The sequence below is a fragment of the Rothia nasimurium genome, from assembly GCF_928381705.1.
Lineage (GTDB): Bacteria > Actinomycetota > Actinomycetes > Actinomycetales > Micrococcaceae > Rothia > Rothia nasimurium_G.
On record NZ_CAKMSR010000008.1, the window covers coordinates 36392 to 60973 of the forward strand.

A 24582-nucleotide genomic window follows, 5' to 3' on the forward strand; every position below is an offset into this window, starting at 1 on the left:
ATTATAGGCATGAGCACACTGCCCCGCCCCCTCGCCTTTGCCGCCCTGGCCTGCGGTGCTGCCGCAGCCGCGTCCGCCCTCTATCACCGCTACAAACCCCTGCCAGCTGGCCTGGATGTTACCGGGCCCTGGCGAAGCGGGCAGGTAGAGCTGTTGGCAGATCTCACCTACACGGCTGACGGTGAATGCCGCTCTGACCAGCAGATTTTCACCGCTGTTGAGGGGGTCATTGAGCGGGCTACAAGCTTCTTGGTGCTCGATATGTTCCTCTTCAATAGCGACTATGACCGCTCCAGCGGGCGCACCTACCCGGCCCTCTCCCAGCGCCTTACCGAGGCCCTTCTTGCCAAGCGGGTCGCTGCCCCCGATGTGCCCATCGTGCTCATCACCGACCCCATCAACACCTTCTACGGCAGCTACCCCCTGCCTCATCTAGAGCGACTGCGGGCCGCCGGGGTGCAGGTGGTTGAAACCCGGCTAGAGGCTCTGCGTGACTCTAACCCCGCCTACTCCAGCTTCTATCGGGCAGCCCTGGCGCACCTGCCGGAGCTCCCTGCCGTGCTGCCCAATGCCCTGGCACCGGGCGGGCCGCGTGTCTCTGCCAATGCCTATGCCCGGCTCTTTAACTTCAAGGCCAACCACCGCAAGGCGGCCCTGTCTGAGGCCGAGGCTGTGGTGGCGTCCGCCAACCCGCACGACGCCTCTGCGCCCAACTCCAACCTGGGTTTGCGGGTCACCGGTGCTGTGGTGGGCGACCTGCTGGCCAGTGAGCTGGCGGTTCTAGACTTTTCTGCTCCCGACCTTGCCCGTTCCCTGCGGGGGCTAAGGTTTGCTGGGGGTGTTAAGCTCCCGGGGCAGGCGTCTGAGGTGCAGTTGGTGACCGAGGGCGGTATTCGCACTGCGGTGCTGGAGCTGCTGGCTGGTGCTGGCGCGGGGGATCGGGTCTGCCTGGGCATGTTCTATCTATCGGAGCGCGCTGTCATTGCTGGGCTTAAGGTTGCTGTGGCCCGTGGCGCTTCGGTGCAGGTGGTGCTCGACCTCAACATTGACGCCTTTGGCCGCACAAAAACCGGCCTGCCCGCCCTGCCTGTTGCACGAGAACTAGTACGGGCCGGGGTTCAGGTGCGCTGGTACGCCACAGGGGGCGAGCAGTTCCACCCCAAGTATTTGGCGGTTCACCGAGGGGCGGACGCACCCGCCCCGGCAGATTCTGGCGGCTTTGAGCTTCTGAGCGGGTCGGGTAATTTCACCCGCCGAAATATTTGTAATTACAACCTAGAAACCAGTCTGCGGGTGCGCGCCGCGGGTGACTCCGCCCTAGCCCAGGAGTTCTCTGCCTACTGGTCCCTGATCTGGAATAACGAACCGGTAGGCGGTGCCCAAACCACCTTCACCCTGCCCTACGCAGCCAAGGCGGGTGGGGGCGTCCTAAAATCGACCCTGCAAACCCTGGCCTACCGCGCCCAGGAGGCGACGGGACTAAGTACCTTCTAGATGTGAATGACGCAAAGTGTGTAATAAGTGCAATAAATGAAAACCCTTGCACTTATTTCACTTAATCCGATAGTCTGAGGGTGCATCAAGCGAAGAATCACTGTTACCGAGGAATACTATGACTGCGCAGGCTCTCAAAAATACTGCGACTATCGAAACAAGCCAAGCTATGGCTCAGGAAGCCCACAACCTTCTTGCTCACCTTGAGAAGTCACCCAAGCTGTCTGTGTCGCTGACTGTATCTGGCGAGGCCAGTGAAGTGCTGGGGCCAGAGCTGGTCGCAGCGTTGAAGGCAACCCTGTCAATCATCAGTCAAGGAGGTCAAGCGCAGGTTGTCTCCGTACCCAAGGATCTGACTACGACTGTGGCGGCCCGCCGCATCGGGGTTTCTCGCCCAACTCTTATGAAGCTCATTCGTGAAGGTCAGATTCCTGCCCATCAGGTAGGCACCCACTGGCGTGTTCGCACAGCTGATGTTGATGCCTACAGGGCGCAGCTACTTGCTGCGAAAACCGCCGAGCAGAAAGCTGCCTTCGAAGAGCTCATGAAACTTGACGAAGAGCTTGGAGTTTTAGACTAAACAAAATAGAAATATCGCTGCTTATGCTACCCATATCTTTAAGATGGGGTGGTATGAGCAGCGATATCTATCGGATAGTTCTCGACACCAACGTACTCATGAGCAAGACGTTGAGAGACTGGATTTTCCTCACCTGTATAGAAACAAACAATCTTTTTTATCAGGTCTATCTTTCGCAGGGTATCTTGGACGAGTTTGGTTACCATTGGCGTAAACAACATCCACACCATGACGATGCTGTGCGGCAACGTTATATGCAGCAGATTATGGCTAGCGTGACAGATATCGTGGAGGGGTTTGAGGTAAATATTCCTGCTGGTTACCCTGACGAGCATGATGCGCATGTTCATGCGGCGGTGCTTGCATCTAACGCAGATGCTCTTATTACCGATGACTCTAAGCTGATAGTTTTTGGTCAAAGTTATCAGGGGGAGCACCTTCTGCCCTATGACACCATGAGCGCTGATGACTTTCTTATGCAGATGGCTCACTTTATACATCCAGAGGCCCTTGACTCGGTATACCTAAAACAAGAAGCCTACCTTGAACGTAGGGATTCTAATGCGACCGTGCCTAGCATGCTTCGAAAAGCAGGAGCTTTGAATTTTGCTCGTTATCTCCAAACAGTGGTAATTCCGCGTTTATGATGCGGAGTCTCTTGGGGCAGATTGAAAACTTTAGGGCTTGCTCTTTGATGGGTCATGCTGGGTTGGGCGGTGGGTTCAAGGAGGTACGAGTCTTTCTTTATTTCATTCTGCCGGGGGAGTTCTTTTATCAGCAGGCTTGCTAAGCTGGCGGTAAGAGCCGGTAAAGAAGCCTGCTACCCGATGCCAGAAAGGACGCAGCCGTGAACCCTCAGACCGACATCACAAGCCCCCAGATCCAGAACAAGAAGCCGCACCGCAGGCTCGCCACCCTGCCCGCGGTAGCGGCGGCGGGCGTCCTCGCCCTTGCACCCCTAACCATGACGGCAGCCGAAGCAGCAGACCTACCTGCTGCGCCGGCGTCCGGCAACATTCGCGACGACGCCAACCTGCTCACCGACGCCGAAGAGAACACCCTCAACGACCTCATCGACCAGAAAAACCGGGGCACCGACCGCACCCGCTTCGCCATCTACACCACCGACCAAAGCCCCGGTGACCTGCCCGCTTACGCCACCGACCTAGGAAACGCCTGGGGCGTCGGCGATCAAGGCAAAGATAACGGCGCTGTGCTGGTCATTGATATGGAGGGCCGCGAAACCTTTATCGCGGTAGCAGACGGCGCCGGGGACTACATCAGCGACTCCGAGGCAGAAACCATCGCCAGCGACGTACTGGGCCCCTACCTCACCGACGGCAACTATGCCGCCGGTCTAGAGACCACCATCGACGAAATCTATGCCGCCGCAGAAACCGAGAGCGCAGATAGCAACCTGATTCTCTGGGGCGTCCTGGGCACCCTGGGTGCCGTTGCCGCGATTATTGTTGGGTGGGTTTTCCGCGACTACCGCAAGGTCAAGCGGGATGCCGAGGACGAGATGCGCCGGGCCAAGGAGGAGAACCCCGGCCTGAGCATTCCCGACGATATGCGCCGTGACTACATCAAATACCGCTACGCCAACCGCACCGCCCCGGCAGACCCCGACCAGCGCGAGGCCGAGCTCGCCGAGCAGGAAGCGGAGAACAAGGAGACCTACACCCGCTACGCCCCCACCTTTAGCACCTGGCTACCCCTCTGCGCGACCATGCCCCACCTCTACTCGGGCAGCAATCACGTGCCGGAAAATTCGGGAGCATCAGGGGGTAGCTTCTCGGGCGGCTCGTCCTTCGGTGGCGGCGGGGGCTTTAGCGGCGGCGGTGGAGGCGGACGCTTCTAGCCGCGGCAGCTCAGCCCACTCATGCTGAAGGTAATCGAAAACTTCATCTGCGCGTTCTTTGAACGCGCAGATGAAGTTTTCGATTACCTACAAGAAGCGAGTAGAAACTAGGACGCCCCCGCCCGGCTAGCCAGGTCCAGCAAGACCCGGTGCACGGTGGTGTCGCCGGTGAGTTCCGGGTGGAAAGAGATGCCCAGTAGGTGGCCCTGTTGCACCCCGACCACCTGCCCGGCGTGACGGGCCAGTACGGTGACGTCCTCACCCACCCGGGTGACAATGGGTGCGCGGATGAAGGCGGCCTTCACCGGTACCTGCCCGCCTGTGCCGGTCAGCTGACCGGAGTCGTCCGCCTCGGTAGCGCCCCAGGTCAGCTCGGTTTCTGCCGAGTCAACCTGGGAGCCAAAGGCGTTGCGGCGCACGGTCACATCGAGCAGACCCAGGGTTTGCTGGGCTGCCGCCGGGTCCTCAATCCCCTGAGCCAGAAGAATCAGCCCGGCGCAGGTGCCCAGGGTGGGCAGGCCACCCGCGATAGCGTCAATGAGGGGCTGGCGCAGGCCAAAAATCCTGGTCAACCGGTCAATGGTCGTCGATTCCCCACCGGGAAGAACCAGGGCATCCAGCCCCTCCAACTGCTCGGGGCGCTTGACCAAAACCACCTGCGCCCCCAGCTTCTCCAGCAGGGACGCGTGCTCAGCGACCCCGCCCTGCAGGGCAAGGACGCCAACAACGGGGCGGTATCCATTCATGGGAATCCTATCTCTCAAAAGGTCTAGAGGCGCTCGCTGAGCTCGCCCTGTCTTCGCCTCGCCGCTACGCTATGCTCGGCGGTAAAAATGATTTTTTGATTCGCCTGGGGGCGAAAAATCATTTTTACCATCCACGCTCCGCCAGGCGGTGGGGGGCGGGCAGGTCTGCCACGTTGATACCGACCATGGCCTCGCCCAGGCCGCGGGAGGCGTCCGCAACCGCTGCAGGGTCGTTGTAGAAGGCGGTTGCCTTGACGATGGCCTTGGCACGGGCCTCGGGGTTGCCAGACTTGAAAATGCCGGAGCCAACGAAGACGCCGTCCGCACCCAGCTGCATCATCATGGCCGCATCTGCCGGGGTTGCTACACCACCGGCGGTGAAGAGTACGACGGGCAGCTTGCCGGTTTCGGCGACCTCGCGCACCAGCTCGTAGGGGGCAGCGAGTTCCTTGGCCTTGACGTAGAGCAGGTCGGGGGCGGTGGCGTGCAGAGCCTGCAACTCGGCAATCTGGGTCTTGATGGTGCGAATGTGCTTGGTGGCCTCAGAGACGTCACCGGTGCCAGCTTCACCCTTGGAGCGGATCATGGCAGCACCCTCGGTGATGCGACGCAGGGCCTCACCCAGGTTGGTGGCACCGCACACAAAGGGCACCTTAAAGGCGCGCTTGTCGATGTGATTGACGTAGTCAGCGGGGGAGAGAACCTCGGATTCGTCGATGTAGTCAACCTTGAGGTGTTCAAGAATCTGGGCTTCTACGAAGTGGCCGATGCGGGCCTTGGCCATGACGGGAATAGAGACGGCGTCGATGATTCCCTCGATCATGTCGGGGTCGCTCATGCGGGCTACGCCGCCCTGGGCGCGGATGTCGGCGGGGACGCGTTCGAGAGCCATGACGGCTACGGCGCCGGCGTCCTCTGCGATTTTTGCCTGTTCGGGGGTGACGACGTCCATGATGACGCCGCCCTTGAGCATGTCGGCCAGGCCGCGCTTGACGAGGGGGGAGCCGGTAACGGTGGTTTCTGTGGTCTTGTTTTCAGTCATGGTTTCAACTGTGCCCGCCAATGTGGTCTAAGAATAGGGCCAGTTTCTAGCAAAGTTTTTAGACCACAGGTAGGGAGGCGGACGCCCGTCGGCACGTTTTGGGGGGCAAGCTGTCCCCAAAATCTAAAATTTTTGGCCCTGCCAGCCAGCTGATGAAGAGGTTTGGGGGACAAACTTCCCCCAAAATCTTTGAAAAAATGAGCTATTTTGCTCAAAAAACCCACCCCTGGGGACAGCTTCAAATTTTTTTCCAAAAAATTTTTTCACCAGACAAGCGCGCTTTCATAAGGGTAAATAAAATTACTTCACGAGGAAAGTGGTAGTTTTGTCCCCATCTCGCCTTGTTTTGTCCCCCAAACGTCCTATAAAGTTTTCAACCGAAGCACAAAGGGCTAACCCAAAGCCCACAGGCTCCACCCAGGAGCCACACGAACCCACCCCAGGGTTCACCCGGATTCCCCCAAGAATCCACACCCCGGCTCTCCCCAAGAGTCTCCCGTCCCAAACAAATACACACGAAAGAGACCCAAACCATGCTTTCTGTATCCCGCCGCAACTTCCTGTCACTGACCGCCGCAACCGCTGTAGCAACCGCACTGACCACCCAGGCAGCGCACGCAAACACCGGTACCGTGCTCAATGGCAACGGCCTGGCATCAGGCGTCCTGCGCTTCACCCCCCTGGCAGACGTCGCCTACACCTCCCCCTTCGCTCAGGCCTTCACCGATGCCCGCTCCTTCACCCCCATGGGCGCCAAAACCTCCGACGCTCTAGTTGAGGCAACCTACACCACCTCGCGTCCTGCCGCTGGCACCGTTTATACTCGCGTCATCGCACGACGCGTTACCACCGGTCGCGACTACTACACCGCCCTGCTGACCATCGGTAACACCGGCCAGCTGACCCTGCTGATCGAGCGCGTCATCAACAACCGCACCGTCATCCTGGGCCAGAAGGTCCTTGCGGCTACCGCCCCCACCTCAACCTTCTCTTACGAGCTGGCTCTCTCGGTGCGCGCTACCCGCCTCGTTGCCCAGGTTATCGTTGACGGCCAGGCCGTTGAAACCCTGGTAGCAAACGACAACGTCATCCCCTTCTACGGCACCCCCCAGGGCACCGGCACCGGCATCAGCGTTTACGCAGGCCGCACCGTCCCCTCCACCCACGTTGTCTCTGTTGCTAAGGCCAAGGCAGACAACTGGGGTGAGCACCGTGGCGCTCTGACCGCTTCAGGCTGGGGCAAGCTCATCTTCGAAGATGACTTCAACAACGGTGCAATCGACGGCGCTAAGTGGCGCGTACGCGATAAGTCCTACGTAGGGTACGACTCCGGTGTGAACCTCAAGGAAGCCGTCACCATGGGCGACTCCTCCGCCAAGATTTGGCTGAAGAAGCTGGCTACCCCCGTCACCTACAAGGACGGCAAGCTGCGCGAATGGGCCACCGGCTACATCGACACCATGGGCAAGTTCTCCGCTGAGAGCTTCCGCCTGGAATACCGCGCTAAGCAGCCCGCCTCAAACCCCACCCACATCGGCGCCTGGGGCGGCATCTGGATGCGCCCCAACAACACCGCTCTGCTCGGTGAAATCGACATCTCCGAGTCCTACGGCTACGCTTCCGGCAAGCAGAAGGTTGATATCTCCAACCGTTCCGAGGGCACTGTGCACTACGGCCAGCAGCAGGGTAACAAGGCTAAGAAGAACGCCCTGATTCCCGTACTGGGCCAGAACCTTGCCGATGAATACCACACCTGGGCAGTTGAGAAGACTCCTGCCGGTATCAAGTTCTTCTTTGACGGGGTTGAATACCTGTTCGTCTCGTCAGAGGATCCTCGCTACCAGGCCGCACTGCCTGCTGGTGAGAAGTTCAACATCCGTTTGTGCATGCAGGCAGGCAATGCCTACTGGGGCGGCCTCGCTGAGACCACCGCGGATTGCGCAATCGAGGTTGACTACGTACGCGTTTGGGAGTACGTAGGCTAGTCAGATTCCCTGGGAAGAATCTGATGCGAGAGGGGGTACCGGCGCCAGCAGCCCGGTGCCCCTTCTTCGTTTTGTTTGGGATAGGTGCCCGCCGCGTGTGCTTCGCGGCGGGCATTTTTCGTGGTGGACATTTGTCGTGGGGTGCGGACGCCGGTGGGCTAGTATCGGGGGAGCGCGGCTTTGATGTGAGGGGAGTGTAGCGTGGCGGGGTATTCGCGGTTTGATCAGTTGCCGGTGAGCGTGTCGCGGTCGGCGCCGGGTTCTTTGCCGTCGCAGGTGGCTGAGCAGATTCGGGCTCTGGTGCTGGGTGGTTTTCTGGTGGCGGGGGACCCGCTGCCTTCTACTCGCGCGCTGGCTGATCGCCTGAATGTTTCACGTGGAACGGTTGTTTTTGCCTATGAACAGCTGGTGGGTGAGGGCTATTTAACCAGCGGACGCGGCGGCACCCGCGTGGCTGGAAACCTCACTCTGAGTGCCCCGCAGTTTCCTGGGGTTCCCGCCTCCGTGGGAGGAGCGGGTCCCGTCCAGCCCCCTGCTGGGAGCGGAGAAATGGGGCGGACGTCCGCGCACAGGAGGGTGCCGATCACCTCTCCTGCTGACACGGCTAACCGTGACCTCATCGACCTTCGCCCCGGTAGTCCCGATACCTCTCTGGTGGCAAGCTCCACCTGGCGGGCTGCCTGGCGACAAGCCGCTGCCAACCCGGGTACTGCCCACCCGCCGGCGGGTTCCTACGAACTGCGGGTGCAGCTGGCTGAGCACCTGAGACTCATGCGGTCGGTGCTACGCACCCCCGATGACCTCTTGGTAACTGCCGGTGCCCGCGACGGCTTCCGCCTGATTCTTACCGCCCTGCGGCGCCGGGTGCGTAACCGTCCGCTTCGAATCGCGGTCGAGAACCCCGGCTACCCCTCCCTGCACCGCATCCCCCTTGCCTTCGGTCATGAAATCCTACCGATTGAGGTTGATGAGCAGGGCCTTAACCCCGCCCACTTGCCTACGGGGCCTCACCGGCCCGACCTCGTCCTCATAGCTCCTAGCCACCAGTACCCGCTGGGGGCTTCTATGCCGCTGGCGCGCCGCCTGGAGCTACTGGCCTGGGCACGCGCCCACGACGCCCTGCTGGTTGAAGACGACTACGATTCTGAGCTGCGTTACGTGGGAGATCCTCTGCCCGCGCTGGCGGCCCTTGACCGCCCGACTCTGCCGGGCGGGGCCGAGGCCCACCCTGCCCGCTGGGCCTCCGACCGGGTGGTGACACTGGGGTCTTTTGCGAAGATGCTGGCTCCCGGCCTAAACCTGGGCTATGTGGTGGTGCCTCGGCACTTGCTGGCTGACCTGCTAGAACTGCGTGCCGATTTGGGTAACCCGGTGTCGTCGGTCGTGCAGGATGCCATGGCGGCCTTCCTTGCTGCGGGCGGGGTGCGCCGCCATACGGCGCGCATGCGCCGGGTTTACCGCGGACGCCGGGAGCAAGTGCTCACAGCCTTGGAGGGTCTAGCCGGTCCGCAGGTACTACCCATGGACGGAGGCCTGCATACAGTTATTTACCTCCCCGGTACTGACCCTGCCCGGGGCACAAGCCTTGAGCAGGACCTGGTTGCCACTGCCCATTCAACCGGTGTACTGGTGGCCCCGCTGGGGGACTACTGGTCAGCCCGGGCAGAAACCGGTGAAGGCCTCTATGGGCTGGTTCTAGGTTTTGGTGCGGTCAGTGACCGCAAGCTGGCTCTGGGTCTGGCGCGTCTGCGGCAGGTGCTTGAGGGCTACTCTTTCGAGGGAGATGCCCCAACAGGCCAGTAGCGCGTAACAGGCTGCCGGTAGCTCAGCGGCGGTCAGCTTGGCTGGTTAGACTGGTGGGGTGACTTTTGATTCTCAGCACTCCGATTCCAAGCCCTCCACGCCCCACCCGGCTAGCACCGGTCAGCAGGCTGCCCCCAAGCGTCCGGCTGATCCGGCACTTGCTGCTGCCCTGACAGGTCCCACCCTGGTGCACGCTCTAGTGTTTCTAGCCTTCGGTCTTACCACGGTCTTTTGGCAGCAGCCGACCCTGGGCGTCATTACCGTCATGCTGGGGCTCTATATGCTGGGCTATGCGGGGGCGTCCTATCTGACGGCGCAAACCCTGCGCCGCGTGGGTGATTCCAGCACCGCCCAGGCCTTTACATCTATTGCCCTGGTGCAGGCCGCCGGTGGTGTGCTAGCTTTTGTGGCCCCCCGCGGGGAGTTCTGGCTGACCCTCATCGCCGCCTGTGTGTTGGGTTTGACCGGTGTGCTCAAGCTACTTGCCGGTATGCGCACTAAAGCCAGCAACCCCGCGGCCCGCGACTGGCAGCTAGAGGGAACTATCGTGACACTTTCAGCTGCTGCTCTGCCCGTGGTTTCTGAGATTGGCGATAAGGCCATTATGGGAACCGCCGGTGGCGGCGCCCTGGTGGCCGGTATTTTCTTGGTAGTTGGGGCTCTGACCCTGCGCGCGGACGCCCGTCGCGGCTAGGAGCTGTCGGGCAAAAGTGGCGCTCACCCCGTAGACTGGTGGAGAGTTTGTTTTCAGGAGGAATGGTCTTGGCTCAGAAGAGTGAATCACCCAATCGTGGGTTTAAGGCGCAGGTGCGCGGTCCGCTGATTATTGCGGCGGTCTTGGCTCTGGTGGCTTTCTTAGGCATCGTGGTTTTTGCAACTGGCGGTACAAATAACACCCCGAACGTGGTCTTGGCTCTGACTGTTGCGGGTGCCGTCTTCGTGGTCACCCTGGTCATGTGTGCAACCCTGATTTTGGTGGAACGTCCTAACGACCCCGAGCTGGGGGAGGGTACCGGCATCAACCGGTCCTCCGCCAAGCTGTACGCGGAGGCTAAGGCCCGCCGTGAAGCTGAAACCAAGCGCCGTGAGGCTGAGGAAAAGGAGCGCTTGGCCAAACGCATTGACGAGGCTAACGCTGCCCAGGACGGCCAGCAGTAGCCCTGTCGTCAAGGCAGAAAGGTCGGGGCGGGTACCAGTAACGGTACCCGCCCCGACCTTTTACTGTTAAGACTCTTAGTCTTGAGCGCCTTAGGCTTCAGGGTTGAGAAGGACCCCGTCGAAGTAGGCGGCCAGAGCCGCATGATCGGCCAGGGGCAGGACTGCGCCTACATACTGGTCGGGGCGGACCACCACCATCACGCCGTCGCGGGAGAGTTGGCGCTCCTCGAAGATATCTTCATCGGGTAGGGCGCAGTAGATGTTCTCCCAGTACTCAAGCTGATAGGTGCCCACCAGGGGCCGGAAGGCCACCGGTGCGTCCGTGACCTCAAAGTCGGTGTAGTTCTGCTGGTAAACCACCACCGGCTCAATCAGGGCATCAAAGTCAGCACCCTTAGCCCGGTAACGCACGAAGGGGGAGGCAGCGTCCTGGGTCAAGAAATCGCTCAGGGCCCGCACCTTAGAGTCAGCGGACGCGGGGTGGGCGGCGTCCGCAAAAACGTAGAGGCGGTAGCGTCCGTCGGCCATAGCCTCATGCCCCAGGTGACGGGGGTAGGCGTTCTCACGGCGGTTGACGCGGGCGGAGCGGAAGCGCTTGCCCACGGGAAAGCCTTCAGCCAGGTGCTGGTGCTCGGTGCTGCCGGTGAGAAGAGAGGGCTTGTATTCGGTCATGAACCCGGCCGGGAACTCGGCGGTCTTGACGTAGAACTCTTCCAGGTATTCGGGGCTGGGTAGGTCTTCAGGCTTGGCGGCCATGAGGGTAGACCACTCTTTGTCGAAGTCAATGAGGTTTTTGGCGATTTCCTGGCGTTCGCCGGAGTAGGTGTCGAGCAGGGCCTCGGGGGCGCGTCCTGAGAGCACATGGCCTAGTTTCCAGGCGATGTTGAAGCCGTCCTGCATGGAAACATTCATGCCCTGCCCGGCTTTGGCTGAGTGGGTGTGGCAGGCGTCGCCGGTGATGAAGACGCGGGGGGTGCGGGTGCCGCGGTCGCAGGTGTCGACGTCGTCGAAGTGGTCGGTGAGGCGGTGGCCCACTTCGTAGACCGAGTGCCAGGCGACGTGTTTCACGTCGATGGAGTAGGGGTGGTAGATGGCGTTGGCCCGGTCGATGATGTCTTCGATGGGGGTGGAGCGTACGGCATGGTTGTCGTCAAGGGGCACTTCGCCCAGATCGACGTAGACGCGGGCCAGATGGCCGCCCTCACGGGGGATATGCAGGATGGAGCCCTTGGTGGAGTTAATAGCACACTTCATGCGCCAGTCGGGGAAGTCAGTGTTGACGACCACGTCCATGACGCCCCAGGCGTGGTTGGCGGCGTCGCCGGAGAGGGTGCGACCGATGGCCTTGCGGACGCCGGAGCGGGCCCCGTCGCAACCGATGACGTACTTGGCGCGAACGGTGCGTTCTTCGCCGTAGTGTTCGCCGGTGGTGTGGCGGACGGTGACTTTCACGGGGTAGTCCTGTCCGTCCTCAATGTCTAGGCCGACGAATTCAATGCCGTAGTCGGGGGTGATTTTGCCGGGGGAGTTACGGGCGAAGTCTGCGAAGTAGTCAAGAATACGGGCCTGGTTGATGATCAGGTGGGGGAATTCGCTGATGTTTTGGGGGTCGTCGGGTGTGCGGGTGGTTCGGATGATGTGGTTGGGGTTGGCCGGGTCGGGCTTCCAGAAGCTGGTTTCGGTGATGTGGTAGGCCTCGCGGATGACTTCTTCGGCGAAGCGGAAGGCCTGGAAGGTTTCGACGCTGCGGGCCTGGATTCCATCGGCTTGGCCGAGTTCGAGGCGCCCTGCCCGGCGTTCGATGATTCGGGTGTTGACGGTGGGGAATTGGGAGAGCTGGGCGGCGGCAATCATGCCGGCGGGTCCGGAGCCGACGATGAGGACGTCCATGGTCTCGGGGAGCTGGTCAGGGCGGTTGATGCCGTACCCGGCTGCTTCTTCGAGGCGGGGATCGCGGGAAATATAGCCGTTGTGGTGGAAATGCATGGTGCTCCTTAGGGAGTGGGTGCGGCACTGCACCCCAGCAAACATGTGATGGGTGACACTTGTTCTGAATCATATACGATGTACAGCAAGGCTTGCAAGGCTTGTCTAAAACTTGCCATGAGGTGGAGTAAGACTTTTATAAAAGCCCCTTGCTGTGACGTGAGTTACTTGCTAGTGTGTGAAAATGATATACGATTCCAGACAAGGTTGATAGAGCTCAACGAGGAGACTCCATGACTAACGCACCTTCCAGCCACCCCGAAAGCCAGGGGGGCGCAGCTTCCGTCCCCGTGACACCCGGCAAGATTATTGCTGTGCACGTAGCTTACGAATCTCGCGCCGCCCAGCGCGGTCGCCGTCCTGCCCAGCCTTCTTACTTCCTGAAGCCCACCAGCTCCCTGGCCGCTTCCGGTTCTGCCGTTGAGCGCCCCGAGGGTACTGAGCTGTTGGCCTTCGAAGGAGAAATTGCCCTGGTCATCGGTACCCCCGCCCGTCACGTTCCTCCCGAAGAAGCCTGGAATCATGTAGCCTACGTGACCGCCGCTAACGACCTGGGGATTTACGATTACCGGCCCGCCGATAAGGGCTCCAATCTGCGCTCCAAGGGGCGTGACGGCTACACCCCTCTTGGCCCTCATCTGATTGATGCCCGCGCGGTTTCAGAAGACCAGCTTCGCATCCGCACCTGGGTCAATGGTGAGCTGGTGCAGCAGGACGACACCGCCGCAGCCAACATGATTTTCCCCCTTTCCCAGTTCGTCGCTGACCTCTCCCAGCACATGACTTTAGAGACCGGTGACGTCATTCTGACCGGCACCCCGGCCGGGTCCTCCGTTATTGTTCCCGGTGACCTTGTTGAAGTGGAAGTCGATGCTCCTACCGCTGCAGGAAACCCCACCTCTGGCCGTCTGGTGACCCGTGTTATCTCAGGTCGGGGTGACTTCAAGGAGACTGTTGGAACCCTGCCTGCCGTTGATGAAAAACAGACCGAAGAAGCCTGGGGGTCCCGTGAGGCGGCCGGGCTACCCCCACTAGCTGAGGCAGAAACCCAGGCACCGGCGTCCGCTCTCACCCCCGAGCTGCGACGCCTCCTAGAGGCAGTACCCACCGCCGGGCTCTCAGCCCAGCTCCGCGCCCGCGGCCTCAACAACATTGTGATTGAGGGAGTTTACCCCCAGACCCCCGGCACTAAAATTGTTGGCACCGCCAAAACCCTGCGGTTTGTGCCCAACCGCGAAGACCTCTTCAAGACCCACGGCGGGGGCTACAATGCTCAAAAACGCTGCTTCGACGAGGTGGCCGAAGGCGAGATCATCGTCATCGAGGCCCGCGGGGAGTCCGGCTCCGGCACCCTGGGCGACATCCTGGCCCTGCGCGCCAAACACCGGGGAGCCGCTGGCGTCATTACCGACGGTGGGGTACGGGACTACGCGGCCGTCAAGGATATCGGCCTGCCCGTCTTCACCCAGGGTCCCCACCCCGCTGTTCTGGGGCGTAAACACGTGCCCTGGGAAGTCGATGTCGCTGTGGCCTGTGGAAACGCCACCGTCCTGCCTGGCGATATCATCGTTGGTGATGACGACGGCGCTATTGTTATCCCCCCGGCCCTCGCCGCCGAAGTTGCCCAAGCCGCCTTCGAAAAAGAACAGGAGGACGCCTGGGTCGCCGAACAGGTCGCAGCCGGTCACCCTGTGGACGGGCTCTTCCCACCCACCGGCGCCTGGAAAGAAAAGTACAAAGACTGGCTGGCCCAGAACCCGCCCGCTCAGCCCTAACCCGCTAGGAACCACCGTGAACATCGATCTCTACCCCGGGCAGCCCCTGCAGGTGACCCTCAACTACGAGAAGGGTCTATCTAAAGCCGAGACTGCCTACACCTGGGTGCGCGAAAAAATCGTGAACGGCGATTTTGCCGCCGGCCACCGCCTGGTGCTGGCCTCTATCGGCCGTGAACTCGATATGTCGGTGGTTCCTGTGCGAGAGGCTATCCGCCAGCTTGAAGCAGAAGGCCTGGTCACCTTCGAACGGAACGTAGGTGCCAGAGTCGCCATGGTCGACAGCTCCGCCTACGTAGAGAGCATGCAAACCCTCGGCATTCTAGAAGGGGCAGCCACCGCCCTAGCCCTGCCCCACCTCACTGCCGAAGATATCGCCGCTGCCCGCGACTACAACCACCAGCTTGCTACCCTCCTTGAAGATTTTGACCCCAAAACCTTCACCGACCTCAACCACCGCTTTCACCAAATTCTCACCCACCGCTGCCCCAACCAGCACCTTGTCGATCTTGTTGGCAGCGAGTGGGACCGCCTGGGCAACCTGCGCGAATCAACCTTCTCTTTTGTGCCCGGCCGAGCTGCCGAATCGGTGGCAGAACACGAACGAATCATTGACCTTATCGACCGTGGCCAGCCAGCCCACGAGGTCGAACAAGCTGTACGAGACCACCGCCAGGCGACCCTCACCAGCTACCTCAGCACTATCCCCGAGCCGGTATAACCCGCCCACCGGCGTCCGCCCCTCACACCACACAAAGGAGTTACCTGTGAGCACTACTGAAACCACTACCGCACCCGCCAAGCCCGCCGGTCTGCCCGAGTGCATCCAGCACTACATCAACGGCCAGTTCGTTGACTCCATCGACGGCGAAACCTTCGACGTGCTCGACCCCGTCACCAACCAGCCCTACATCCAGGCTGCCTCGGGTAAGAAAGAAGACATCGAAGCCGCTGTAGCCGCTGCCCGTACCGCCTTCACCGAGGGCCCCTGGCCCCGTATGCTCCCGCGCGAACGTGCGCGCGTGCTCATGAAGATCGCCGACATCGTCGAATCCCGCGAGGACGCCCTCGCCCAGATGGAATCCTTCGACTCCGGCCTACCCATCACCCAGGCTAAGGGCCAGGCCCGACGCGCCGCCGAAAACTTCCGCTTCTTCGCCGACCTCATCGTCGCCCAGACCGACGACGCCTTCAAGGTCCCGGGTCGCCAGGTCAACTACGTCAACCGCAAGCCCATTGGCGTCGCCGGCCTGATCACCCCCTGGAACACCCCCTTCATGCTGGAATCCTGGAAGCTAGCCCCCGCCCTGGCAACCGGCAACACCGTCGTCCTCAAGCCCGCTGAATTCACCCCCCTTTCGGCCTCCCTCTGGGCCGGAATTTTCGAAGAAGCAGGCCTACCCGCAGGCGTCTTCAACCTGGTCAACGGCTTCGGTGAAACCGCAGGTGACGCCCTGGTCAAGCACCCCGACGTCCCCCTCATCTCCTTCACCGGCGAATCCAAGACCGGCCAAATTATCTTCGCCAATGCCGCCCCCTACCTCAAGGGCCTCTCCATGGAACTCGGCGGCAAGTCCCCGGCCGTTGTTTTCGAAGACGCCGACCTCGAAACCGCCATCAACGCCACCATCTTCGGCGTCTTCTCCCTTAACGGCGAACGCTGCACCGCAGGCTCCCGTATTCTGGTCCAGCGCAGCATCTACGATGAATTCGTTGAACGCTACGCAGCCCAGGCCAAGCGCGTCAAAGTCGGTTTGCCCTCAGACCCCGCAACTGAAGTCGGGGCCCTGGTCCACCCTGAACACTACGACAAGGTCATGTCCTACGTAGAAATCGGCAAGACCGAAGCCCGCCTGGTTGCAGGCGGCGAACGCCCCGCCGACTTTCCCGAAGGCAACTTCGTCCTCCCCACCGTCTTCGCCGACGTCGCCCCCGACGCCCGCATTTTCCAGGAAGAAATCTTCGGCCCCGTCGTTGCCATCACCCCCTTCGACACCGATGAAGAGGCCCTAGAGCTGGCCAACAACACCAAGTACGGCCTGGCCGCCTACATCTGGACCTCCAACCTGCAACGCGCCCACAACTTCTCCCAGGCCGTTGAGGCGGGCATGGTCTGGCTCAACTCCAACAACGTCCGCGACCTGCGTACCCCCTTCGGCGGCGTCAAAGCCTCCGGCCTGGGCCACGAAGGCGGCTACCGTTCCATCGACTTCTACACCGACCAGCAGGCCGTCCACATCAACCTCGGCGAAGTCCACAACCCCGTCTTCGGCAAGGCCGACTAACACCCACCCCATCTCCGCGGCCGCCGGGTGCGCACCGTAGCCTCCCGGCGTCCGCCCCATCCCAAGAAAGCAAAAACCCATGTCACCTACCTTTGTCGACTACCCCGTCATCGTCCCCGACGAAAACGCCCCCGACATCGTCCGCTGTGCCTCCATGGAACTGGTTGTCACCGACCTCGAACGCTCCCGCAACTTCTACGTCGATGTGCTCGGCCTTGTTGTTACTGAAGAAGATGCCAACACCATCTACCTGCGCTCCCTGGAAGAATTCATCCACCACAACCTGATTCTGCGCAAGGGCGATACCCCCGCTGTAGCCGCCTTCTCCTACCGCGTCCGCACCCCCGAAGACCTCGATAAGGCAGAAAAGTTCTACACCGCCCGCGGCTGCGAGGTGCGCCGCAAGAAGGACGGCTTCGTCAAGGGCCTCGGCGACTCCGTGCGCGTGCTCGACCCCCTCGGCTTCCCCTACGAATTCTTCTACGAGGTGGAGCACGTCGAACGCCTGGCCTGGCGCTACGAACTCCACACTCCCGGCGCCCTCGTCCGTCTCGACCACTTCAACCAGGTCACCCCCGACGTCCCCAAAGCCATCGAATACATGGAAGACCTCGGCTTCCGCGTCACCGAAGACATCCAGGACGAAGCCGGCACCTCCTACGCCGCCTGGATGCGCCGTAAGCCCACCGTCCACGACACCGCCATGACCGGCGGCGACGGCCCCCGCATGCACCACGTCGCCTTCGCCACCCACGAAAAGCACAACATCATCGCCATCTGCGACAAGCTCGGCGCCCTGCGTCTCTCCGACCACATCGAACGCGGCCCCGGCCGCCACGGCGTCTCCAACGCCTACTACCTCTACCTGCGCGACCCCGACGGCCACCGCGTCGAAATCTACACCCAGGACTACTACACCGGCGACCCCGACAACCCCCGCGTCACCTGGGACGTCCACGACAACCAGCGCCGCGACTGGTGGGGCACCCCCGTCGTCCCCTCCTGGTACACCGACGCCTCCCGCGTGCTCGACCTCGATGGCAACCTCGTGCCCCTGGTTGAACGCACCGACGACTCCGAAATGGAACAGACCATCGGCGCCGACGGCTTCTCCTATACCCGCGCCGGCGAAGAAGATATGCCCGACTGGAAGAAGGGCGAATACAAGCTGGGGCACCAGCTGTAAAGACTGAAATACATAAGTTCGGTGCTTCGGGATATGCTCTAGCCGACTGACCCTCTTGGGGCTCGCGCGGGGCGCTCGCCCCAATTCACGCCAGACCCAGCCAGTCGGCGGCGAGCATATCCCTCAAGCACCTCCCGCAGTATTGAAAGCTATCTATGCTCACTAAAGAACAGCTCACCAAAATTGCTGATGACCTGGCCGAGGCCGAGGCGAATCGCACCATGATTCCACGCCTGACCGCCACCTACCCCGACATGACCGTTGAGGACTCCTACGCGGTGCAGAACATGTGGCGGGCCCGGGGTGAGGCCGCTGGCCGCCGCCTTATCGGCCGCAAAATCGGGCTGACCTCCAAGGTTATGCAAGAGGCCACCGGCATTACCGAACCCGACTACGGGGCGATCTTCGCCGACCAGGTCTACGAAAACGGCTCGGTCATTGAGCACTCCCAGTACTCCAACGTGCGTATTGAGGTTGAGCTGGCTTTCGTGCTCAAGGACGACCTGACCGGCCCCAACGTCACCATTTTCGACGTGCTGCGGGCCACCGAATATGTGGTTCCAGCCCTAGAGATTCTGAGCTCCCGCATTGAGATGGAGGGCCGCACCATCGTCGACACCATCAGCGATAACGCTGCCCTGGGTGCCATGGTCTATGGGGGCAACCCGGTTGACCCGGCCTCTATTGACCTGCGCTGGGTTTCAGCCCTGCTCTACCGCAACGAGCAGATTGAAGACACCGGGGTAGCTGCCGCCGTCCTGAACCACCCGGCCAACGGTGTTGCCTGGCTGGCCAACAAGCTGGCTGCCCACGGGGACTCTCTCACAGCCGGTGAGATTATTCTGGCCGGCTCTTTCACCAAGCCCATGTGGGTGCACCCGGGTGATACCGTCCACGCAGACTACGGAGACTTAGGGGCGGTAACGTGTCGCTTCGTCTAGATAAGCCCTTCGGCCAGCACCTGCACACCCTCGGACGCCCCGCAGTGGGCATGTGGGTCTGCTCAGGTTCACCGGTGGCCGCTGAAATCTGCGCCGGTTCCGGCCTGGACTGGCTGCTCATTGACGGTGAGCACGGGGTTGTCAGCCTGGAGACTGTGCAGCAGCTTCTGCAAGTCACGGCCGCCTACCCGGTGCAGACCATGGTGCGCCTGCCCTCCCTGGATGTGGTTGCTATTAAGCAGTTCTTAGACGCCGGCGCCCAGAACCTGCTCATTCCCATGGTCGATACTGCCCAAATGGCCCAGGACGCGGTCGCTGCTACCCGTTATCCTCCGGCGGGGGTGCGCGGGGTGGGCTCTGCCCTATCCCGTTCAGCCCGTTGGGGCGGGGTGCCCGGCTACCTGACCGAGGCTGAGAAGTACATTTCGCTTTTTGTGCAGATTGAGTCTGCGGCGGCCGTGGCTAATGCTGAAGAGATTTGCGCGGTGGACGGCCTAGCCGGGATTTTTGTCGGGCCCTCAGACCTGGCTGCCTCCATGGGGCTGCTAGGTCAGCAGAACCACCCGCAGGTGGTGGACGCCGTGAAGCGAGTTATCGAGCTAGCCCGTACCGCCGGGGTGAAGGTGGGCGTGAATGCCTTTGACCCAGCGCAGGCAGAGGACTATCTGGCTGCCGGTGCTGATTTTATTCTGGTGGCCGCTGACGTGCAGCTCCTGGCCTTGGAGTCTAAGAAGCTGGCTGCCCGCTTCGTCCAGGACGCCACCCCCGGCTCCGCCGACGTGGGCTACTAGAGCCGAATCCAGCGTCCTTGCTCCTTGGTGAGAGTAAGAAAAAACTTCATGAGCACGTGCAAAGAACGTACTCATGAAGTTTTCTCTTACTCTCGATAAAAAGCTACTTACCCCGAAAAACCGGCGTCCGCTTCTCCGTGAAAGCCGCGAACCCCTCGGCGTAGTCCGCAGAGGAGCACAGGTCGCCCTGCGCTTTGTTCTCAGCTTCAACAGACTCCCAGAGTCCCACCCGGGCGTCGCGCACCTGGGCCACCAGCTGCTTCGAAGCCACAAAAGCCCCGGTCGCCCCAGCCGCCACCTTGGCCACCTTCTCGCGGGTAAAGTCCAAGAGCTCCTCGGCGGGAACAGCCCGGCTAAAGAGCCCAGCAGCCACCGCCTCAGCCCCAGAAATCAGGTCAGCCGTATAAATCAGGTCCAGGGCCCGGTGGGCACCCAGCCGCTCCACAAAGAGGGCGTGCCCACCAGAATCCAGGGTGGCGCCCAGATTGGCAAAGGGGGAGCCAATCTTGGCGTTCTCAGCCACATAGACCACGTCCGTCGCAATAGCCAGACCCAGCCCAACGCCCAGGCAGGGGCCTTGCACCGCCGCAAAGGTCGGGGCAGGGAAGGTGCTTATCTTCTTCAGCAGCGGGGTTACCTGACCGGCCAGGTAGGCGTAGGCGTCGTCCTCAGCAGGCACCAGCCCGGCGATATCCCGCCCGGCGCAAAAACCTCGCCCCTCCCCGCGCAGAAGCAGGGCGCGGACGCCCGCCGCAGCCGCCTCGTCGTAGGCGGCAGAAAGCTCGGCCAGGGCAGCCTCGTTCACGGCGTTCATTTTTTCGGGGGCGTTCAGCACAACCTCGGCAACAGCGCCCTCAATGGTTAAATCAATCAAGGCTACACCCTTCCTAGGCGTCGAAGTCCACGGTCACGGCGTCGGAGCAGGGGCGGGTCTGGCAGGTGAGAATGTAGCCGGCATCGACCTCGTCCTTTTCCAGGGCGTAGTTTTCCTCCATCTTGACGTCGCCCGAAATCACCTTGGCGCGGCAGGTTCCGCAGACGCCACCGGCGCAGGCGAAGGGTACGTCGGCGCGTACGCGCAGGGCGGCGTTGAGAATGGTCTCGTTGGCGGAGATGGGGGATTCAACGGAGGAGGAGGTGCCGTCCAGGTTGAAAGAGATAGCGTAGTTGGCCCCGGCCGGGTCGGCTTCGACGGCTCGGCCCTGCTGACCGGCGGGGGTTTCGGGTTTGCCGGTGGTGAAGAGTTCGAAACGGACGTCGTCCTCGCGGACGCCACGCTCGGCGAGGGTGTCGCGGCAGAGCTGCACCAGTTCGAAGGGTCCGCAGAGGAACCACTCGTCGGCCTTGTCCACCTGAATGACGTGGTCCAAGATGGCGTTGAGTTTCTCGTCGTCGATGCGGCCGCTCATGAGCGGGTTGATGCGCTGTTCGCGGGAGAGCACATGGTGGGCGGCGAAGCGGGTGGGGTAGCGGTCCTTGAGGTCGCCGATTTCTTCGGCGAACATGACGTCCATGGCGGACTTGTTGGCGTAGACCAGGTCAAAGGTGCTGGTGGGGCTGGCCTTGAGCACGGTGCGGGCGATGGCGATGATGGGGGTGATACCCGAGCCGGCGGCGAAAGCGACCATGTGTTCACCCCCTGCTGCGGCTGCGTCCTCAGCGATTTTGTCGGGGTCGTTGAGGCTGGTGATGGTGCTCTTGGAGACGAAGGCACCCTGGGGGTTCATGACGTCAATCTGGTAGCCGGGTTTGAGGGTGTCGTTGGCCCAGTTGGAGAAGAGGCCGCCGAAGTCACGTTTGATGGCCACGCGGATTTCGCCGGGGGTGGGCTCGGCGCAGATGGAGTAGGAGCGGCGGACTTCCTGCCCGTCAATCTGGGCGCGTAGGGCGACGTACTGGCCGGGCAGGTAGTCGTAGTCGGCGACGAGTTCGTCGGGCACAGCGAAGGTGACTTCAACGGAGTCTTTGGTGAGTTTACGGACGCCGGAGACGGTGAGGGTGTTGAAGGTGGCCCGGCGGCGGGTGCTGGTTTCGGTCATGGCGTCTTCCTTGGGTCTAGTGAATCTTGAAGTAGTCGAAGGGCTCTGCGCAGGATTCGCACTGGTAGAGGGCCTTGCAGGAGGTGGAGCCGAAGCGGGTGAGTTCGCGGGTGGCTAGGGAGTGGCAGCGGGGGCATTTGACGGCAAGTCCCAGGCGGACGGGCCCCGCGGCGGCGGTGCCGGTGGGAGGGGCGATTCCGTAGTCGGCCAGGCGTTTTTTGCCTGCTTCACTCATCCAGTCGGTGCTCCAGGCGGGGGAGAGGACGGTGTCCACGCGCGGGGCCGGGTAGCCCTGGTCGGTGAAGACCCGGCGGACGTTGGTGGTGATAGCGTCCATGGCCGGGCAGCCGGAGTAGGTGGGGGTAATAACTACAACCGGCTGGTCGCCCTCGTAGCGGGTGGCCCGAAGAATCCCAAGGTCAGCAATGGAGAGAACGGGAATTTCGGGGTCGGCGACTCGGGCGGCAAGTTCCCATAAGGCGGAGTCAGAACCGGCCGGGGCGGGCACAGAGCTCTCGGTTTCTAGGACCGGAGCGGTGTAGCCGGAGTCGGCATCGAAGCCAAAGCTGAAGTCGACTCCGGCGCTGGCCTGCTCGCTGGTGAGAGAGTCGCCCTGGTGCTGGTGGGGCGGACGGTTGCTGCGGCTATTCACGGGGCACCTCCTTGTGCTGGCCTGCTGGGAATTACCAGGTGGCGCCGGGGTGGGCGCGGGCCAGGACCTGCATTTCTGCCAGGATGTGGCCGCGGGCCTCGCTCATGACGCCGGAGCGGTCGCCCCCGCGGGCCTGGGGCACATCGGGGACCTGTAGCTGGGCTTCTTCGATGATGGCGGTTAGGCGCCTATCGAAGTTCTCACGCAGGGTGGAGGGAAGTACAGCTACACCGGGCAGGGCTGCTGCGTCGTCGAAGTCGTAGAAGAGTTCATCGATGTAGGGCCACATGTAGTAGAGGCCTTCTTGCATACGACGGTTGGATTCTTCGGTGCCGATGCCCAGGCGGAGGGTCCAGGCGGTGGCGTGGTCCTGGTGGTAGGCGACCTCTTTGAGGGCTTTGGCGGCAATTGCTGCCAGGGTGGGGTCTTCAGATTTCACCAGGGCTGAGTAGAGCTCGTACTGGTAGTAGCTGAAGATGAGCTGGCGGGCGATGGTCTGTCCGAAGTCCCCGTTTTCTTGTTCGGGTAGGCGGGCTGAGCGGAACTCTTCTTCGTCGCGGAAGTAGGCCAGGTCGTCCTCGGTCTTGCCCCAGGCGGTGCCTGCGTAGGTGAGGAAGAAGCGGGCATGGCCGATCAGGTCCAGGGCGATGTTGCCCAGGGCGATGTCTTCTTCGAGTTCGGGGGCGCGGGAAATCCAGTGCGCTAGGCGTTGGCCGAGCATGAGGGCGTCGTCGCCCAGGGCCAGGGCGTAGCGGGCGACTTCTTCGCTGGCCTTGACGCCAGAGGCGGCGATGTCTTCAGCGATGATGGATTCGCCTTCGCTGTGGCGGGTGGCTGATTCGAAGGAGGCGTAACTCATAGGTGCTTCACTCCTTCGCTCTTGGTGTAGTAGGTGGCGTGGCGGTAGCTCTTGCCCTGGGACGATTCAAAGAAGCCGCCCTTGGAGTCGGGGTCGGAGGCCAGGATAGCTTCGGCGGGTACAACCCAGACGCTGGTGCCCTCATTGCGGCGGGTGTAGAGGTCGCGGGCGTTGCGCAGGGCCATGGTGGCGTCGGGAGCGTGCAGGGAGCCTGCGTGCACGTGGGAGAGGCCGCGGGAGGAGCGGACGAAGACCTCCCAGAGGGGCCATTCGTTGGATTCGGGCAGGTGGGCGATGTTCTCGGTCATGGTTAGGGTCCTAGCAGTTCGGAGTGCTGTTCTGCGGTTTTGCGGGCGTATTCGGCGGCGGCTTCGCGCACCCAGGCCCCTTCTTCGTGGGCGGCGCGGCGGCGCTGCATGCGCTGGACGTTGCAGGGGCCGTTACCCGAGATGACGGAGTTGAACTCGTCCCAGTCCAGCGGCCCGTAGTCGTAGTGGCCGCGTTCTTCGTTCCATTTGAGGTCGGGGTCGGGCAGGGTGAGGCCGAGGGCTTCTGCCTGGGGGACTAGCATGTCGATGAAGCGCTGGCGCAGCTCGTCGTTGGAGAAGCGCTTGATGTTCCAGGCCATGGACTGCTGGGAGTTGGGGGAGTCGGCATCCGGCGGGCCGAACATTTGCAGGGCAGGGCCGTAGAAGCGGTTGACGGCGTCCTGGGCCATCTTCTTCTGGGCTTCGGTGCCGTGGGAGAGTTCGTAGAGGATTTCCCAGCCCTGGCGCTGGTGGAAGGATTCTTCCTTGCAGATGCGCACCATGGCTCGGCCGTAGGGGCCGTAGGAGGCGCGGCAGAGGGGCACCTGGTTGCAGATAGCGGCCCCGTCGACCAGCCAGCCGATAGCGCCCATATCTGCCCAGGTGCGGGCGGGGTAGTTAAAGATAGAGGAATACTTCGCGCGGCCTTCGAGCAACTGCTCGTTGAGGATGTGGCGGGGGGTGCCGAGGGTTTCGGCAGCGGAGTAGAGGTAGAGGCCGTGACCGGCTTCGTCCTGCACCTTAGCCATGAGAATGGCCTTGCGCTTGAGGGAGGGGGCGCGGGTAATCCAGTTGGCTTCGGGCTGCATGCCGATGATTTCGGAGTGGGCGTGCTGGGAGACCTGGCGGGTGAGGGTCTTGCGGTACTTTTCGGGCATCCAGTCGCGGGGTTCGACGCGGGAGTCGTCGGCGATGAGCTTGTCGAAGTAGGCCTGCTCGGCTTCTTCGTTGAGGACGTTCTTGCCCGCCTGGGCGGGGGCGTCGGCGACGGGGGAGAGGTCGGGGTTCTTCGTCGTTGAAGTCATGTCTGGCTCCTTGCGGGTGCGGGCTGCTCGGGGCGAGGCAGCCCCATCTGCACTAATTACTGACCG

23 protein-coding genes are annotated in these 24582 nt (G+C 62.0%); 14 read left to right on the forward strand and 9 right to left on the reverse strand.

All coding sequences use genetic code 11. The features are described 5' to 3' along the window. Positions 1-9: 9 nt before the first annotated feature. The 4 genes from L6762_RS07800 to L6762_RS07815 all read left to right on the forward strand — a co-directional run bounded on the left by L6762_RS07800 (position 10) and on the right by L6762_RS07815 (position 3935). Positions 10-1494: a phospholipase D-like domain-containing protein gene (locus L6762_RS07800; protein WP_237186648.1), complete on the forward strand. Its 1485-nt coding sequence runs from the start codon at positions 10-12 to the stop codon at positions 1492-1494. Positions 1495-1612: 118 nt separating this feature from the next. After that, positions 1613-2074, forward strand: coding sequence for a helix-turn-helix domain-containing protein (locus L6762_RS07805; RefSeq protein ID WP_237186651.1), 462 nt, complete (start codon positions 1613-1615; stop codon positions 2072-2074). 53 nt (positions 2075-2127) lie between these two features. After that, positions 2128-2721 (forward strand): putative toxin-antitoxin system toxin component, PIN family, encoded by a 594-nt coding sequence (locus L6762_RS07810; RefSeq protein ID WP_237186666.1) that lies wholly within the window; start codon positions 2128-2130, stop codon positions 2719-2721. A 200-nt stretch (positions 2722-2921) separates the two neighbouring features. Further along, the gene (locus L6762_RS07815) at positions 2922-3935 is read left to right on the forward strand and encodes a TPM domain-containing protein (RefSeq protein ID WP_237186668.1); all 1014 of its coding nucleotides are present in this window, start codon (positions 2922-2924) and stop codon (positions 3933-3935) included. Between the two features lie 107 nt (positions 3936-4042). On the opposite strand, the gene pdxT is transcribed toward L6762_RS07815, so the two are convergent. After that, positions 4043-4681, reverse strand: a complete 639-nt coding sequence (pdxT, locus tag L6762_RS07820) for a pyridoxal 5'-phosphate synthase glutaminase subunit PdxT (protein ID WP_237186670.1) — start codon at positions 4679-4681, stop codon at positions 4043-4045. A gap of 124 nt (positions 4682-4805) precedes the next feature. Then, positions 4806-5723 carry a pyridoxal 5'-phosphate synthase lyase subunit PdxS gene (pdxS, locus tag L6762_RS07825; RefSeq protein ID WP_237186672.1) on the reverse strand — a complete coding sequence of 306 codons (918 nt, stop codon included), beginning with the start codon at positions 5721-5723 and terminating at the stop codon, positions 4806-4808. Positions 5724-6256: 533 nt separating this feature from the next. On the opposite strand from pdxS, the gene L6762_RS07830 reads away from it, so the two are divergent. From L6762_RS07830 to L6762_RS07845, 4 genes are all read left to right on the forward strand, one after another. Next, the gene (locus L6762_RS07830; protein ID WP_237186680.1) at positions 6257-7708 is read left to right on the forward strand and encodes a glycoside hydrolase family 16 protein; all 1452 of its coding nucleotides are present in this window, start codon (positions 6257-6259) and stop codon (positions 7706-7708) included. 201 nt (positions 7709-7909) lie between these two features. Then, on the forward strand, positions 7910-9511 hold the full coding sequence (locus L6762_RS07835; RefSeq protein WP_237186682.1) for a PLP-dependent aminotransferase family protein: 1602 nt from the start codon (positions 7910-7912) through the stop codon (positions 9509-9511). A gap of 58 nt (positions 9512-9569) precedes the next feature. Next, complete coding sequence (locus L6762_RS07840; protein WP_237186685.1) at positions 9570-10205, forward strand: hypothetical protein; 636 nt, start codon at positions 9570-9572, stop codon at positions 10203-10205. A gap of 68 nt (positions 10206-10273) precedes the next feature. Further along, positions 10274-10669, forward strand: a complete 396-nt coding sequence (locus tag L6762_RS07845; RefSeq protein WP_237186692.1) for a hypothetical protein — start codon at positions 10274-10276, stop codon at positions 10667-10669. A gap of 90 nt (positions 10670-10759) precedes the next feature. On the opposite strand, the gene L6762_RS07850 is transcribed toward L6762_RS07845, so the two are convergent. Next, positions 10760-12655: an FAD-binding monooxygenase gene (locus L6762_RS07850; RefSeq protein ID WP_237186699.1), complete on the reverse strand. Its 1896-nt coding sequence runs from the start codon at positions 12653-12655 to the stop codon at positions 10760-10762. 233 nt (positions 12656-12888) lie between these two features. Here L6762_RS07850 and L6762_RS07855 point away from each other — a divergent pair, with 233 nt between their 5' ends. The 6 genes from L6762_RS07855 (at position 12889) to L6762_RS07880 (ending at position 19633) form a co-directional block, all read left to right on the forward strand. Next, a complete protein-coding gene (locus L6762_RS07855; protein WP_237186705.1) occupies positions 12889-14430 on the forward strand; it encodes a fumarylacetoacetate hydrolase family protein in 1542 nt (513 codons plus the stop codon). 22 nt (positions 14431-14452) lie between these two features. After that, the gene (locus tag L6762_RS07860; RefSeq protein WP_237186790.1) at positions 14453-15151 is read left to right on the forward strand and encodes a GntR family transcriptional regulator; all 699 of its coding nucleotides are present in this window, start codon (positions 14453-14455) and stop codon (positions 15149-15151) included. 46 nt (positions 15152-15197) lie between these two features. Then, the gene (gene hpaE, locus L6762_RS07865) at positions 15198-16715 is read left to right on the forward strand and encodes a 5-carboxymethyl-2-hydroxymuconate semialdehyde dehydrogenase (RefSeq protein ID WP_237186706.1); all 1518 of its coding nucleotides are present in this window, start codon (positions 15198-15200) and stop codon (positions 16713-16715) included. 79 nt (positions 16716-16794) lie between these two features. Next, entirely contained in the window at positions 16795-17901 is a 1107-nt protein-coding gene (gene hpaD, locus L6762_RS07870) for a 3,4-dihydroxyphenylacetate 2,3-dioxygenase (protein ID WP_237186707.1), read from the forward strand. Between the two features lie 155 nt (positions 17902-18056). Continuing rightward, on the forward strand, positions 18057-18842 hold the full coding sequence (gene hpaH, locus L6762_RS07875) for a 2-oxo-hept-4-ene-1,7-dioate hydratase (RefSeq protein WP_237186708.1): 786 nt from the start codon (positions 18057-18059) through the stop codon (positions 18840-18842). Then, a complete protein-coding gene (locus tag L6762_RS07880) occupies positions 18827-19633 on the forward strand; it encodes an HpcH/HpaI aldolase family protein (RefSeq protein ID WP_237186709.1) in 807 nt (268 codons plus the stop codon). Before hpaH ends, L6762_RS07880 begins: the two co-directional genes overlap by 16 nt. 103 nt (positions 19634-19736) lie before the next feature. On the opposite strand, the gene L6762_RS07885 is transcribed toward L6762_RS07880, so the two are convergent. The 6 genes from L6762_RS07885 to paaA form a co-directional block, all read right to left on the reverse strand. Next, the gene (locus L6762_RS07885) at positions 19737-20507 is read right to left on the reverse strand and encodes an enoyl-CoA hydratase/isomerase family protein (protein ID WP_237186710.1); all 771 of its coding nucleotides are present in this window, start codon (positions 20505-20507) and stop codon (positions 19737-19739) included. Positions 20508-20520: 13 nt separating this feature from the next. Further along, positions 20521-21672, reverse strand: coding sequence for a 1,2-phenylacetyl-CoA epoxidase subunit PaaE (paaE, locus tag L6762_RS07890; RefSeq protein WP_237186711.1), 1152 nt, complete (start codon positions 21670-21672; stop codon positions 20521-20523). Between the two features lie 16 nt (positions 21673-21688). Continuing rightward, complete coding sequence (gene paaD, locus L6762_RS07895) at positions 21689-22180, reverse strand: 1,2-phenylacetyl-CoA epoxidase subunit PaaD (RefSeq protein ID WP_237186791.1); 492 nt, start codon at positions 22178-22180, stop codon at positions 21689-21691. 175 nt (positions 22181-22355) lie between these two features. Further along, the gene (gene paaC / locus L6762_RS07900; protein ID WP_237186713.1) at positions 22356-23183 is read right to left on the reverse strand and encodes a 1,2-phenylacetyl-CoA epoxidase subunit PaaC; all 828 of its coding nucleotides are present in this window, start codon (positions 23181-23183) and stop codon (positions 22356-22358) included. Beyond that, complete coding sequence (gene paaB / locus L6762_RS07905) at positions 23180-23491, reverse strand: 1,2-phenylacetyl-CoA epoxidase subunit PaaB (RefSeq protein WP_135013116.1); 312 nt, start codon at positions 23489-23491, stop codon at positions 23180-23182. The genes paaC and paaB overlap by 4 nt, the downstream gene beginning before the upstream one ends. A 2-nt stretch (positions 23492-23493) precedes the next feature. Then, positions 23494-24516, reverse strand: a complete 1023-nt coding sequence (gene paaA / locus L6762_RS07910) for a 1,2-phenylacetyl-CoA epoxidase subunit PaaA (RefSeq protein ID WP_237186714.1) — start codon at positions 24514-24516, stop codon at positions 23494-23496. Positions 24517-24582: the final 66 nt, after the last annotated feature.